Source organism: Caulobacter sp. LARHSG274, from assembly GCF_052871235.1.
Map to the genome: position 1 here is coordinate 88,211 of NZ_JBIXJO010000007.1, position 13,584 is coordinate 101,794.

Genomic DNA, 13,584 nt, shown 5'->3' on the forward strand with positions numbered 1-13,584 from the left:
GGCTCACAGAAACCGATATGAGAACAGGGCGCCCTTCCGTAAAGGCGCCCTGCTCCCCTTTTGTTCGACTGTGGCCTCTATTCCGCAGCCAGTGGCGTTGCGGCCACAGGTTTCCAGCGCAAGCGCGGTTTGCGAGCCGCTTGCGTCTCGTCCAGGCGCTTCAGCGGCGCATGGAACGGCGCGCCCTTGAAGCGCTCGACGTCGCCGCCTTTTGCGGCTCCGGCTAGGGCGCGCAGCGCGGTGATGAAGCGGTCCAGCTCCTGCTTGGACTCCGTCTCGGTCGGCTCGATCAGCATCGCCCCGTGCACGACCAGCGGGAAATACATGGTCATCGGATGGAAGCCCTCGTCGATCATCGCCTTGGCGAAGTCGAGGGTGGTGACGCCGGTGCCTTCCAGCCAGGCGTCGTCGAACAGCGCCTCGTGCATGCACGGGCCATTGGGGAAGGCCGGGCTCATCAGGTCGCTGAGCCGGGCCTTGATGTAGTTGGCGTTCAGCACGGCGTCCTCGGCCACCTGGCGCAGACCGTCGGCCCCGTGGCTGAGCATGTAGGCATAGGCCCGCACGAACATGCCCATCTGGCCGTGGAAGGCGCTCATCCGGCCAAAGGCCTGGGCGGCGGGGCCCTGAGCCTCCTCGACCAGCTTGAAGCTATGGTCGTGGCTGACCACCCATGGCGTCGGCGCGAACGGGGCTAGGGCGGCGCTCAGCACCACCGGACCCGCGCCCGGCCCGCCGCCGCCATGCGGGGTGGAGAAGGTCTTGTGCAGGTTGATGTGCATGGCGTCGACGCCCAGGTCGCCGGGGCGCACCCGGCCGACAATGGCGTTGAAATTGGCGCCGTCGCAATAGAAGTACGCGCCGGCCGCGTGGGTCAGGCGGGCGATCTCGACCACGTCGCGCTCGAACAGGCCGCAGGTGTTGGGATTGGTGACCATGATGGCGGCCACGTGGTCGCCCAGCTTGGCCTCCAGGTCGGCCAGGTCGACCCGGCCGTCATCGGTCTGGGCGATCTCGACGACGGTGTAGCCGCAGAAGGCCGCCGTGGCCGGGTTGGTGCCATGGGCGCTGGTCGGAGCCAGCACGGTCTTCCGGTGGCCGTTGCCGGCCGCCTCGTGGGCGGCGCGGATGGCCAGCAGGCCGCACAGCTCGCCATGGGCGCCGGCCTTGGGGCTCAAGGCCACCGCGGGCATGCCGGTCAGGGTCTTCAGCCAATGGGCCAGGCGATCCATCAGCTCGATCGCGCCCTGCACCGTCGATTGCGGCTGCAAGGGGTGGATGTCGGAAAAGCCCGGCAGGCGGGCCACTTTCTCGTTGAGGCGCGGGTTGTGCTTCATCGTGCACGAGCCCAGCGGATAGAGGGCCAGGTCGATGGCGTGGTTCTTCTGCGACAGACGCACATAGTGGCGCACGGCCTCGGGCTCGGACAGGCCGGGCAGGTCGATCGGCGCGGTGCGGACCAGGTCGCCCAGGTCGTCGGCCGGCGGCGCATCCGGCAGGTCGACGCCGGTCTTGTCCCAGGCGTTCAGTTCGAAGATCAGCGCCTCGTCCTGCAGCAGGCCGCGCGCCCCGGTCAGGGTTTCGTGGCCGGTGGCGGCGTCATTGGCGGCTTCGGGACGGGTCGGCCGTCCGACGGAGTTCATGCTCATTGGGCCAGCACCTTGGTCAGGACCTTGGAGAAGAAGACGATGTCGCTGTCGGGCGTGGTCTCGGTGGCGGCGACCAGCAGGACGTCGTCAAGACCGGCGGCCGGATCGAGGCGCGAGAACGGCACGCCGGCGATCACGGCGTTGGCGGCCAGGGTCTCCACGACCTCGGCGGCGTTGACCGGCAGCCGGATCGCGAACTCGTTGAAGAACCGCGGGGTCAGGATCTCGATCCCGGGCACGGCGGCGAGGGCGTCGCGCAGCTTCACCGCCTTCTGGTGGTTGATCAGGGCCAGTTGGCGCAGACCCTTCTCGCCCAGCAGGCTCATATGGATGCTGAAGGCCAGGGCGCACAGGCCGCTGTTGGTGCAGATATTGGAGGTGGCCTTGTCGCGGCGAATATGCTGCTCGCGGGTCGACAGGGTCAGGACGAAGCCGCGCCGGCCGTCGGCGTCAACCGTCTCGCCGCACAGACGGCCGGGGGCCTGGCGAACGTATTTTTCCTTGCAGGCGAACAGGCCGACATAGGGACCGCCGAAGTTCAGGCCGTTGCCGATCGACTGGCCCTCGGCCACGACGATGTCGGCGCCCATCTCGCCAGGCGACTTCAGCAGGCCGTAGGACACCGCCTCGGTGGTGACCACGATCAGCAGGGCCCCGGCGGCCTGGGCGGCGGCGGCGATCTTGCTGACGTCGGTGGCCGTGCCGAACACATTGGGGGTCTGGACGACGACGCAGGCGGTGTCGGCGTCGATGGCGGCGATCACCGCGTCCTCGGCATCGATGGCGGCCGCCAGGCGTTCGGTGGCGACGCCGGCGGCGTGGGCCAGGGTCTCGACCGTGCCGACATAATGCGGGTGAACGCCGCCCGACAGCACCGCCTTGCCCCGGCGGGTGATCCGGGCGGCCATCATCACCGCCTCGGCCGTGGCGGTGGAGCCGTCATAGAGCGAGGCGTTGGCCACCTCCATGCCGGTCAGGGCCGCGACCTGGGTCTGGAACTCGAACAGCACCTGCAGCGTGCCTTGAGCAATCTCGGGCTGATAGGGCGTGTAGCTGGTCAGGAATTCCGACCGCTGGATGATGTGGTCGACCGTGGCCGGCACGTGGTGGCGATAGGCCCCCGCCCCCACGAAGAACGGGCCTTCCGAAGCCGAGCGGTTGCGGCGCGACAAGGCCAGCATCTCGCGCTCGACCTCCAGCTCGCCGGCGTGGAGCGGCAGGTCGACCAGGCCGGTACGGCGGGCGACGGCGGGCACGTCGACGAACAGCTCGTCGATCGTCTCCGCGCCGATGACGCCGAGCATGTCGGCGCGATCCTTGGGTGTGAGGGGAAGGTAGCGCATGAAAAGCTTCCGCGGCGTGCTCCCTTCCCCCTTGATGGGGGAAGGGTCGGGGATGGGGGTGTTGCGGGCGGCGGGGTCACCCCCAACCCTGCCCTTCCCCCATCAAGGGGGAAGGGTTCTCTTCCTAAAGCGAACTCAGGAACGCTTCATAGGCCGTGCGGTCCATCAACGCGTCCACCTCTGCGGGGTTCGACAGCTTGATCTTGGCGAACCAGCCGCCGGCCTCCGGCACGGCGTTGACGGTTTCGGGGCTGTCGGACAGTTCACCATTGGCTTCGACCACCTCGCCCGACACCGGGGCGTAGACGTCGGAGGCGGCCTTGACGCTCTCGACCACCGCCAGGGCGTCGCCCTGTTTTACGGTTTTGCCGACCTCCGGAACCTCGACGAACACCACGTCGCCCAGTTGCTCGGCGGCGTAGCCGGAGATGCCTACGGTGGCGATGTCGCCGTCGACGACGACCCACTCGTGATCCTTGGTGAACTTCATGGTCTGGGCCCTTTGTGTCTGGAGCTAGATCTTGCGCACGTAGCGGGTCGGGACGAACGGCGAGGTTACGACCTGCGCCGCCTGCGGCTTGCCGCGGACGATGACTTTCAGCTTGGAGCCGACCACCGCCAGGGCAGGCGGCACGAAGCCGATGGCGATCGCGCCGCCGAAGCTGGGGCCGAAACCGCCGCTGGTGACCACGCCGACCACGGCGCCGGCCTCGTCAGCGATCTCCGCGCCTTCGCGGGCGGGGGCGCCTTCCAGCACCTTCAGATTGACGCGAACGCGCTCAAGGTCGCCGGCCAGTTCCCTGAGGATCCGGTCGGCGCCCGGAAAGTCCCGGGCCTCGCGGCGGCTCTTGCCGACGGCGAACGGCATGCCGGCCTCGATCGGCGAGACCGTCTCGTCCATGTCGTGGCCGTAGAGCGGCAGGCCAGCCTCGAGGCGCAGGCTGTCGCGGGCGCCCAGGCCGATGGCCTTGACCCGCTCGTCTTGCAGCAGCGTGTTCCAGATGCGCTCGGCCTCGCGCACAGGAACCGAAATCTCGTAGCCGTCCTCGCCGGTATAGCCCGAGCGCGAAATGATCGCGTCGGTCCCGAAGGCGGTCAGGGCGGCGGTGTCCATGAACACCATGTCGGCGACGGCGGGGACATGGGCGGCCAGCACGGCGGCGGCCTCCGGACCTTGCAGCGCCAGCAGAGCGCGGTCTTCGAGGCGCTCGACCGTGACCTCGCCCGCCAGCGCCTTGGCGATGATGGCGTAGTCGTTGTCCTTGCAGGCGCCGTTGACCACCACGAACAGGCCGTCGTCGTCGGGACGGGCGGTCATCAGGTCGTCGATCACCCCGCCCTGATCGTTCAGCAGCACGGCGTAGCGCTGCTTGCCCGGCTTGAGGCCCCGGTAGTCGGCCGAGGCCAGCTTCTCGAAGCTTTTGGCCGGGTTCTCGCCTCGTAGCCGGGCCTGGCCCATATGCGAGACGTCGAACAGGCCGGCGTGGGCGCGGGTCCACAGGTGCTCCCTGAGCACCCCGTCCTTGTATTGCACCGGCATGGCATAGCCCGCGAACGGCACCATCCGGGCGCCGGCGGCGACGTGCGCGTCGTACAGGGGCGTCTTCTTGAGATCTGGCTCGGACACGCTTTGGGCTCCAATCGGGGTCGGCGACGCCGCCCGGCTTTCGCCAGGTGGTCTCGCCCCCGCTGTCCCTTTGACCTGAGAGATTCCGGCCGCACCAGACGGCCTTGCTCCTTCGGCGGGCGACCCTTTCAGGCTGCCTCTTTCCAGCGTTCCTAAACCCGCGCGGTCCTTTTGCCTGAGCGTTTCCGGGGCGGTTGCGCCTTCGGCCTCGGGATCCGAATCCCGACGTCTCCCGCGAGGGTCGAGGGGTGTTTGGGCGACGGGGCGGCGGGAGTCAACGACGAAGACGACCGGTTCTGGAACGAAGATCGCATAGATTGCAATTCAGGCGACACATCTTCAAACTTGAGGTCGCAATTTGCGACCTCAAAGACGAGCAAGCATGATGAACCTGCCCGCCTCCATCCCGGAATTCGAAGCCGACCAGACTCCGACGGTTGTAGAGGTTCGGGATTTGTCCGTCATCCTCGACGTTGATCTCGCTAGACTTTTTGGTGTCGAAACACGCCGCCTGAACGAACAGGCACGCCGCAACGCGACGAAGTTCGACGGTTTCGCCTTCCGCCTTTCCACAGAAGAATTCTCGAACTTGAGATCGCAGATTGCGATCTCAAGTTCGTCGCACGGCGGTGCACGCTATCGCCCCTACGTCTTCACCGAGCACGGCGTGATCATGGCGGCCACCGTGCTGCAGTCCGAACGGGCGATCGCCGCATCGAGGTTCATCATCAAGGTGTTCGTCGAGGCGCGGCGCAGGACCCTGGTGTCCGACGGCGCCAACCTGCCGTCGCTGATCAACGCACGCGGACTGCTGCCGCTGCAGAGCGAAGCCCGCACCGGCCTGATGAGCAAGCTCAACGGCGCCCTGGGCCGGGTGCTCGACGCCATCGCCGATCCGGAGACCCAGGCCACGGTCCGCGACGAGGCCCACGCCATCGCCGCCGAGGGCCTGCGCAGCATCAAGGAATATCTGAAGCGGGCCGGCGTCCAGAACGAGAAGACTCTCGCCGAGGTCCGCAAGCTGCTGGCCGAAGCCGACGCCCTGGAGGCCGAGACCGCCCAGAAGCGCACCGAAAACCAGCACCGCCAGTTGGCCCTGCTAGCCAAGCAGTTGCGCCTGGTGCTGGTGGCCCAGCAATATCTGGAGACCGGCGGGGTCGAAGGCCTGCTGGCGACCCTCAAGGATCTTGAACGACCCTGAAAACCTACATCCGCGCCGGCGCTTCGATGCCCAGCAGGTTCAGCGCCAGCTCCAGTTGTCGTAGCGTCGTCTCGGCCAAACCCAGGCGCGAGGCCCGCACGGCCGAGTCCTCGGCGCTGAGGATCGGGCAGGCGGCGTAGAATCGGGAGAAGGTCTGGGCCAGCTTGTAGGCGTGCTCGGCGATGAAGTTGGGGGCCTTCTTGTCGTAGGCCTCCGACAAGGCGCCCTCGAAAGCGTCCAGCAGCAGGGTCAGATCGCGTTCGGCCGGCTCGCCGACGATGATCGGCCCCGACGCCAGCTGCTGCTCGACCGCCTTGCGCAGGATGCTCTTGATGCGCACCGACTGATACAGCAGGTACGGCCCGGTCTTGCCCTCGAAGCTGGTGAAGCGGTCGAGGTCGAAGACATAGGAGGTGCCGCGGAAGTTCTGCAGGTCGGCGAACTTCAGGGCCGCCACGCCCACCTTGTGGGCGATGTCCTCGAAGGCTTCGGGCGGCAGCTCGGCACCGAGGCCGGCCTCGTGCAGCCGCTCGCGGGCCTTTTCACGGGCCATCTCGATCAGGTCGTGCAGCTTCAGCACGCCGCCGGCCCGGGTCTTGAACGGCTTGCCGTCGGCGCCGTTCATAGTGCCGAAGCCGATGTGCTCCAGGCCGCCCGGTTCGGCGTAGCCGGCGAGGTAGGCGGCGCGGAACACCTGCTCGAAGTGATCGGCCTGGCGCTGGTCGACGCAGTAGAGGACCAGGTGCGGGTCGAACGACTGGCGGCGGTCGAGGATCGTGGCCAGGTCGGTCGTGCCGTACATGGCCGAGCCCTCCGACGACACCACCAGCAGCGGATCGGGGCTCTCGACCTCGACCACCGAACCGTCAGGCAGCTTCTTCTTCTTGGTCTCGCCGGGGCGGGCGACGCGGACGATCCGGGCACCCTGGTCCTCGACCAGCAGCCCCTTGTCCTCCAAGTCGGCGATCATGCCGGGGATCAGGTCGTTGGCGTCGCTTTCGCCCTTCCAGAGGTCGAACTCGACGCCGAGCGCCTTGAATTCCCGTTCGAGGGCCACGCGGCTGACCTCGACGAAGCGGGCCCAGATAGCGCGATAGGCGCCGGCGCCGCCCTGCAGCAGGGCCGTCGCCCGGCGGGCGCGGTCGCGGAACGCATCGTCGGCCTTGGCTTGGGCGGCGGCCAGCGGATAGGCGCGGTCCAGATCCTCAAGGCCCAGGTCGCGCAATTGCAGATGGACCTGAGCGCTCGCTTCATCGCCGACGAACTGGCCTGTGGCTTCGGAGATCCAACCGTCGAACAGGCCGCGTTCATCGCCGACCGACACGATCAGCAACCCCATCTGGAAGCCCCAGTCGCCGAAGTGGGCGTCGCCCTTCACCTCGTCGCCGCGGAACCGATAGAGGCGCTTGATCGACTCGCCGATGATCGAGGCCCGCAGATGGCCCACGTGCATCGGCTTGGCGACATTCGGACCGGCATAGTCGACCAGCACCCGGCGCGGCTTCGCCAGCGGCTCGGCCCCGGCGCGCGGGTCGGCGGCGATCTCTCGGGCCCGGACCGACAGGGCCTCGTCGCTGACGCGCATATTGATGAAGCCGGCGCCGGCGATCTCGACCGAGGCCAGGCGCGAGTCGGCCCTCAGGAGGTCGACCACCTGGACGGCGATCTCGCGCGGATTGCGCTTGGCGCTCTTGGCCGCCGCCAGGGCGCCATTGCACTGGAAATCGGCCAGGTCGGGCCGGTCGGACGCGGTGACGCGGCCGAAGTCGGGGGACAGTCCGGCGGCCTGGAAGGCGGCCGCGGCCGCCTCGCTCAGGGACCGCTTCAAATCACTCATGGCTTGGCCGGGGTTCCTGGCTGGGTCTGGGCCTGCTGGGTCTGGCCGGCGTTGACGCGGAAGCGCTTGCCGTCACGGTTGAAGGCGGCCATTTCCGGGGTGATGTCGAAGCCGATCAGGACTTCGAAATTGGAGCCGCTGACCTTTTCGTCGGCCCGCGGGATGGTGATGGTTTTCAGGGTTTCGGTCGCATAGACGCGGTCCTGGCCCTGCGGGAAGTTCACCGGCAGGTCGAAATATTCCTTGGCCAGGACGTCCTTGTTGCGCTCGGTCACCGCCACCCAGTAGCGATAGGTCTTGCGGCTGTCGGTCGCCAGCGGGCCACGTCCCAGCTCGAACAGGATCTGGACCTGCATCTTGATCGGGTCGCTGCTCTTGTAGGCGCAGCCCGAGGACAGGCCCTGGATCTCGCCGGTGAAGCCGGTCTGGGCGGCCGACTCCTTGCCTTCCTTGAACTCGACATAGCGGCTGGCGTCGTAGAGCACCTTCACATAGGGGCACGGGCCAGCGTTGCGCAGCTGGGCCAGGGGGGCCTTGGGCTGGTTCCACTCATCGTCGCGCTTCTTTTTCTTGGCCGCCTGGTCGTCGTCGCCGCCGCCTTGACCCTGGTCGCCGCGGCCGCGCTGTTGCGCATAGACGCTCGTCGCCGTGGCGGCGATCGAAAGGGCCATCAGGGCGCTGAGGGCGACGGAGAGCTTGCGGCGCATGAAACGTCCGGTCCGAGAATGAAGAGCCTGTGCGGGAATTCCCCGTCGGCGTCATGGAGCCTGATAAAGGCATATGCGTGACGTCGCAATGTGCAGCTGACTTGCGGCCGATTGGCGAGGCGGCGGCGCCTGGCGCTGGCGCGAAGGGCGCGGAACCCTTAGGTTCGGGGCATGAACGCCCATTCGCCGATCCCGCCCTCCGGCCGCCGTCCGCTCCGTGTCGTCCTGGCCAGTCCGCGCGGCTTTTGCGCTGGCGTCGACCGGGCGATCCAGATCGTCGAACGGACGATCGAGAAGTTCGGCGCCCCCGTCTATGTGCGCCATGAGATCGTCCACAACCGCCACGTGGTCGATCGCCTCAAAGCCATGGGCGCGGTGTTCATCGAGGAACTGGACGAGGCCCCCGACGACCGCCCCGTGGTGTTCTCGGCCCATGGCGTGCCCAAGTCGGTGCCGGCCACGGCCAAGGCTCGCGAGATGGTCTATCTCGACGCCACCTGCCCGCTGGTCTCCAAGGTCCATGTCGAGGCCCAGAAGCATTATGACGCCGGGCGCGAGATCGTGCTGATCGGCCATGCCGGCCATCCCGAGGTGGTCGGCACCATGGGCCAGCTGCCCGAGGGCGTGGTGACCCTGATCGAGGACATCGACGACGCCCGCGCCTGGGTTCCTAAAGACGCCGGCAATGTCGCCTTCCTGACCCAGACCACCCTGTCGGTCGACGACACGGCTGAGATGGTCGACACCCTGAAGGCGCGCTTCCCGGGCATCGCCGCCCCGCACAAGGAAGACATCTGCTACGCCACCACCAACCGCCAGGAGGCGGTGAAGATGCTGGCGGGGGTTTCCGACTTGATCCTGGTGGTCGGCTCGACGAATTCGTCCAATTCCGTGCGGCTGATGGAGGTCGGGCGACGCGCCGGCGCCCAGGACGCCCACCTGATCGACGACGCCCGCGGCATCGATTGGAGTTGGTTCGAAGGCGTCGCCGCCGTCGGGGTCACCGCCGGAGCCTCGGCCCCGGAGGACCTGGTGCAGGGCGTGATCGACGCGATCGCCGCTCGCTACGACCTGACCGTCGAGGAACTGGTCGAGGCCCGGGAAACGGTGACCTTCAAGCTGCCGCGCCTGCTGACGAGCTGAACCCCGCCGCTTTCCAGCTGGCTGTGGGACATCGAACGGCCTGATCTTCAACTCAGCAGGGTCGGCCTGTGCAGCTGGCCCATGTCGTCCTGCAGGTGCATCCGCACCGGAAGGCCGACGCCCGTGGTCTGTTCGGCCAGACGCCGGGCCGCGCTCTCGGCCTGATCGCGGGTGGCGTAGGTCCCGACCCGCAACTGGTCGCCGATGATCGACCAGGTTGTTCCGACGCGAACGACTCCATAATGCACTTCAGCCATGGTCGACCTCCCTGCTTTAGCTTCTGCGTTATCCACAGCTCTTTGGCTGGCTTATCCACAGGGTCGCTCCGATCGGTCGCCATCGCAAGGCCTTTCCGAATCACCCGGCGGCGAGGCGGTGACAAGGCCGCCCGCGATGAGGATAGTGCGGTCATGAACCGCCCATTGTTCGCCGCCCTTCTCGCCCTGCCCCTGCTGGTCCCGACGGCCGCCGTCCTGGCCCAGGACCGGGGTCCGGTCGAACGCCAGAAGTTGCTCGACCTGGCCTTCACCCTCGGCGAGAGCCACGCCCTGCGGCAGCTGTGCGAAGGTCCGGCCGACCAGTACTGGCGGGCGCGGATGGTGCGGCTGGCCGAGGTGGAAAAGGCCGACCAGGCCTTCGACGCCCAGCTGCGCGACCGGTTCAATACCGGTTTCGCCGCCCGCCAGGGCGAGTTCCCGGCCTGCGACGAGGCCAGCCGCCGGGCCGAGCAGGACAGCGCCCGCCACGGCCAGGCCCTGGCCGCCCAGCTGGCCCGGTCGATGCGGACCACGGCCCCCGAACCGGCCGAACCGGATTCCATGGCGGACGGCGAAGCGGCGCGCTAGTCTCCCCCATCGGTTGTGGGAGGCGCCTGTCGTGATGTCTTATCTCGTACCGCTGGCGCTGGTGGCGCTGGCGATCTTCCTGGTCTTGAAGGTGATCATCATCGTGCCCCAGGGGCGCGAATTCACCGTCGAGCGGTTCGGCCGCTACACTCGAACGCTCAGGCCCGGCATCAGCATCCTGACGCCGTTCTTCGAGACCATCGGCCGGCGGGTCAACATGATGGAGCAGGTCCTCGACGTGCCCCAGCAGGAGGTGATCACCAAGGACAACGTCTCGGTGAAGGTCGACGCCATCGTCTTCATCCAGGTGATGGACGCCTCGCAGGCCGCCTATCGGGTCGACAACCTGATGTACGCCATCACCCAGCTGTCGCAGACCAATCTGCGCACCGTGGTCGGCTCGATGGAGCTGGACGAGGTGCTCAGCCAGCGTGACCAGATCAACAGCCGCCTGCTGTCGACCATCGACCACGCCACCGGCCCGTGGGGCGTCAAGGTCACCCGCATCGAGATCAAGGACCTGACCCCGCCGCCGGACATCACCAACGCCATGGCCCGCCAGATGAAGGCCGAGCGCGAAAAGCGGGCGGTGATCACCGAGGCCGAGGGCGAGAAGCAGTCGGCGATCGCCCGGGCCGAGGGCCAGAAGCAGGCCGCCATCCTCGAGGCCGAGGGCCGCAAGGAAGCCGCGTTCCGCACGGCCGAGGCCCGCGAACGCTCGGCCGAGGCGGAAGCCAAGGCGACGGCCTTCGTGTCCGAGGCCATCTCCAAGGGCGACGTCAACGCCATCAACTATTTCATCGCCCAGAAATATGTCGAAGCCTTCGGCGAGCTGGCCAAGTCGCCCAACGCCAAGACCGTGATCGTCCCGGCCGACTTCGCGGGCCTGACCGGCACGGTGGCCGGGGTCGCCGAACTGGTGAAGACCCTGGGCGGGGGCGATGGCCCGCGCACCGTGGTCCCGCCGACGCCGCGGCGCGGAGTCTGAGCCGATGCATGGCCTGATGCTGTTCTACGCCACCCATCCGTTCTGGGTGTGGCTGGCGGCGGCGGCGATCTTCCTGGCGATCGAGGTGGCCACCGGCAGCGGCTGGCTGCTGTGGCCGGCCGCCAGTGCTGGGTTGGTCGGCCTGCTGACGCTGTTCGCGCCGCCCGGCCCACCGGTCGAGGTGGGCCTGTTCGCGCTGCTGACCATCGCCACGACCTATCTGGCCCGCAAGTACCTGCGCCCGGCCCTCGACGGCCCGGCCAGCCCCGCCCTCAACGACCCGGCCCTGCGGCTGATCGGCCGCGACGGCGAGGTGGTCGGGGCGTTCGAGCACGGCCGCGGCCGGGTGTTCGCCGACGGCAAGGAATGGGCCGCGATCGCCGAGGACGGCGCGCAGCCGGCGCCGGGCCAGAAGGTCCTGGTGGTCGCCGTCGAGGGGGCCGTGCTGACGGTGCGATGACCCTCTAGGTCTTTAGCCGATACCCAGTCCGGAAGATCCACCACACCGTCGCCAGGCAGACGGCCAGGAAGACCAGGATCGCGCCGAAGCTGACGACGACCCCGATGTCCGACACCCCGTAGAAGGCCCAGCGGAAGCCGCTGACTAGATAGACCACGGGGTTGAACAGGGTGATCTTCTGCCAGATCGGCGGCAGCATGCTGATCGAATAGAAGCTGCCGCCCAGGAAGGTCAGGGGGGTGATCACCAGGGCCGGCACGATCTGCAGCTTCTGGAAATCGTTGGCCCAGACCCCGATCACGAAGCCGAACAGGCTGAAGGTCACCGCGGTCAGGACCAGGAAGCCCAGCATCCAGAACGGGTGCAGGATCTCGAACGGCACGAACAGCCGGGCGGTGGCCAGGATCAGCAGGCCCAGGCACACCGACTTGGTCGTCGCCGCCCCGACATAGCCGATCACCGTCTCGAGCCACGATACCGGGGCCGACAGCAGCTCATAGATCGTGCCCGCCCATTTGGGCATGTAGATGCCGAACGAGGCGTTGGAGATGCTCTCGCCCAGCAGCGACAGCATGATCAGGCCCGGCACGATGTAGGCGCCGTAGCTGACCCCGTCGATCGACTGCATCCGCGAGCCGATCGCCGAGCCGAACACCACGAAGTACAGCGAGGTCGACAGCACCGGCGAGATCACGCTCTGGGCCAGGGTGCGGAACCAGCGCGCCATCTCGAAGCGATAGATGGCCTTGATGGCGTGAAGGTTCATTGTCCGTCCCTCACCAGGCTGACGAAGATTTCTTCCAGCGAACTCTGGCTGGTGTGCAGGTCCTTGAAGTCGACGCCCTGCTCGCCCAGCCGCCGCAGCAGGCCGGCGATGCCGGTCTCCTCGGCCTGGGCGTCGAAGGTGTAGATCAGCTCGTGGCCGTCGGCCGCCAGCTCCAGCGGCAGGTCCGCCAGGCCCCGGGGCACGGCCTCCAGCGGGCTCTGCAACTGCAGAGTCAGCTGCTTCTTGCCCAGCTTGCGCATCAGGACGTCCTTGTCCTCGACCAGGATGATCTCGCCCTTGCTGATCACCCCGATGCGGTCGGCCATCTCCTCGGCCTCGTCGATATAGTGGGTGGTCAGGATGATGGTGACGCCGCTTTCACGCAGCCTGCGGACCATCTCCCACATGTCGCGCCGCAGCTCGACGTCGACGCCGGCGGTGGGCTCGTCGAGGAACAGGATGGTCGGCTCGTGGCTGAGGGCCTTGGCGATCATCACCCGTCGCTTCATGCCGCCTGACAGCGCCATGATCTTGCTGTCCTTCTTGTCCCACAGGGACAGGTCGCGCAGAATCTTCTCGATATGGGCGTCGTTGCGCGGCTTGCCGAACAGGCCGCGGCTGAAACGCACCGTGGCCCAGACGGTCTCGAAGGCGTCGGTGTGCAGCTCCTGCGGCACCAGACCGATCTTGCTGCGAGCGGCGCGGTAGTCCCTGACCACGTCGTGGCCGTCGGCCGTCACCGTGCCGGTGCTGGGATTGACGATGCCGCAGATGATGCTGATCAGCGTCGTCTTGCCGGCCCCGTTCGGACCCAGCAGGGCGAAGATCTCGCCCGGACGGATGTCGAGATCGACGCGCTTCAAGGCCTGGTGGCCGGAAGCATAGGTCTTGGTCAGACCGGATACGGAAATGATCGCCATGGGGCCCCTGGATCGCCGCGTCGGGGCGTTAAAGCGCCGCCGCCCGAGCGAGATGGGGCGCGGACGCCGGCTTGGCTAGGGCTCAACCGCCATATGAG

The 13,584-nt window shown here is 67.6% G+C and carries 14 protein-coding genes and 1 riboswitch; of the genes, 5 read left to right on the forward strand and 9 right to left on the reverse strand.

What is annotated here, in order from left to right:
• Positions 1-77: 77 nt before the first annotated feature.
• The 4 genes from gcvPB to gcvT all read right to left on the reverse strand — a co-directional run bounded on the left by gcvPB (position 78) and on the right by gcvT (position 4,634).
• The gene (gene gcvPB, locus ACIPQB_RS14070) at positions 78-1,649 is read right to left on the reverse strand and encodes an aminomethyl-transferring glycine dehydrogenase subunit GcvPB (protein ID WP_446485864.1); all 1,572 of its coding nucleotides are present in this window, start codon (positions 1,647-1,649) and stop codon (positions 78-80) included.
• The gene (gcvPA, locus tag ACIPQB_RS14075) at positions 1,646-2,992 is read right to left on the reverse strand and encodes an aminomethyl-transferring glycine dehydrogenase subunit GcvPA (protein ID WP_446485865.1); all 1,347 of its coding nucleotides are present in this window, start codon (positions 2,990-2,992) and stop codon (positions 1,646-1,648) included. Before gcvPA ends, gcvPB begins: the two co-directional genes overlap by 4 nt.
• A 124-nt stretch (positions 2,993-3,116) precedes the next feature.
• Positions 3,117-3,482: a glycine cleavage system protein GcvH gene (gene gcvH, locus ACIPQB_RS14080; protein WP_446485866.1), complete on the reverse strand. Its 366-nt coding sequence runs from the start codon at positions 3,480-3,482 to the stop codon at positions 3,117-3,119.
• 24 nt (positions 3,483-3,506) lie between these two features.
• Positions 3,507-4,634, reverse strand: coding sequence for a glycine cleavage system aminomethyltransferase GcvT (gene gcvT, locus ACIPQB_RS14085; RefSeq protein ID WP_446485959.1), 1,128 nt, complete (start codon positions 4,632-4,634; stop codon positions 3,507-3,509).
• Positions 4,635-4,772: 138 nt separating this feature from the next.
• Positions 4,773-4,864, reverse strand: a riboswitch (glycine riboswitch).
• Between the two features lie 140 nt (positions 4,865-5,004).
• Here gcvT and ACIPQB_RS14090 point away from each other — a divergent pair.
• Positions 5,005-5,820, forward strand: a complete 816-nt coding sequence (locus ACIPQB_RS14090; RefSeq protein ID WP_446485960.1) for an ORF6N domain-containing protein — start codon at positions 5,005-5,007, stop codon at positions 5,818-5,820.
• Between the two features lie 4 nt (positions 5,821-5,824).
• Here ACIPQB_RS14090 and argS read toward each other — a convergent pair whose 3' ends face one another.
• A complete protein-coding gene (gene argS / locus ACIPQB_RS14095) occupies positions 5,825-7,657 on the reverse strand; it encodes an arginine--tRNA ligase (RefSeq protein WP_446485867.1) in 1,833 nt (610 codons plus the stop codon).
• A complete protein-coding gene (locus ACIPQB_RS14100; RefSeq protein WP_446485868.1) occupies positions 7,654-8,364 on the reverse strand; it encodes a Tat pathway signal sequence domain protein in 711 nt (236 codons plus the stop codon). Before ACIPQB_RS14100 ends, argS begins: the two co-directional genes overlap by 4 nt.
• 171 nt (positions 8,365-8,535) lie before the next feature.
• Here ACIPQB_RS14100 and ispH point away from each other — a divergent pair, with 171 nt between their 5' ends.
• Positions 8,536-9,507 carry a 4-hydroxy-3-methylbut-2-enyl diphosphate reductase gene (gene ispH / locus ACIPQB_RS14105; protein WP_446485869.1) on the forward strand — a complete coding sequence of 324 codons (972 nt, stop codon included), beginning with the start codon at positions 8,536-8,538 and terminating at the stop codon, positions 9,505-9,507.
• Positions 9,508-9,554: 47 nt separating this feature from the next.
• Here the strand turns inward: ispH and ACIPQB_RS14110 are convergent, their stop codons facing one another.
• Entirely contained in the window at positions 9,555-9,764 is a 210-nt protein-coding gene (locus ACIPQB_RS14110; RefSeq protein WP_446485870.1) for a hypothetical protein, read from the reverse strand.
• Between the two features lie 153 nt (positions 9,765-9,917).
• On the opposite strand from ACIPQB_RS14110, the gene ACIPQB_RS14115 reads away from it, so the two are divergent.
• The 3 genes from ACIPQB_RS14115 to ACIPQB_RS14125 are packed head-to-tail and all read left to right on the forward strand — an operon-like array spanning position 9,918 to position 11,800.
• Complete coding sequence (locus ACIPQB_RS14115) at positions 9,918-10,352, forward strand: TIGR02301 family protein (RefSeq protein WP_446485871.1); 435 nt, start codon at positions 9,918-9,920, stop codon at positions 10,350-10,352.
• 34 nt (positions 10,353-10,386) lie between these two features.
• Positions 10,387-11,340, forward strand: coding sequence for an SPFH domain-containing protein (locus ACIPQB_RS14120; RefSeq protein ID WP_446485872.1), 954 nt, complete (start codon positions 10,387-10,389; stop codon positions 11,338-11,340).
• 4 nt (positions 11,341-11,344) lie between these two features.
• On the forward strand, positions 11,345-11,800 hold the full coding sequence (locus tag ACIPQB_RS14125) for an NfeD family protein (RefSeq protein WP_446485873.1): 456 nt from the start codon (positions 11,345-11,347) through the stop codon (positions 11,798-11,800).
• Positions 11,801-11,804: 4 nt separating this feature from the next.
• On the opposite strand, the gene ACIPQB_RS14130 is transcribed toward ACIPQB_RS14125, so the two are convergent.
• Both ACIPQB_RS14130 and ACIPQB_RS14135 read right to left on the reverse strand, forming a co-directional pair.
• A complete protein-coding gene (locus ACIPQB_RS14130; protein WP_446485874.1) occupies positions 11,805-12,566 on the reverse strand; it encodes an ABC transporter permease in 762 nt (253 codons plus the stop codon).
• Positions 12,563-13,486 carry an ABC transporter ATP-binding protein gene (locus ACIPQB_RS14135; RefSeq protein ID WP_446485875.1) on the reverse strand — a complete coding sequence of 308 codons (924 nt, stop codon included), beginning with the start codon at positions 13,484-13,486 and terminating at the stop codon, positions 12,563-12,565. Before ACIPQB_RS14135 ends, ACIPQB_RS14130 begins: the two co-directional genes overlap by 4 nt.
• Between the last annotated feature and the right edge of the window lie 98 nt (positions 13,487-13,584).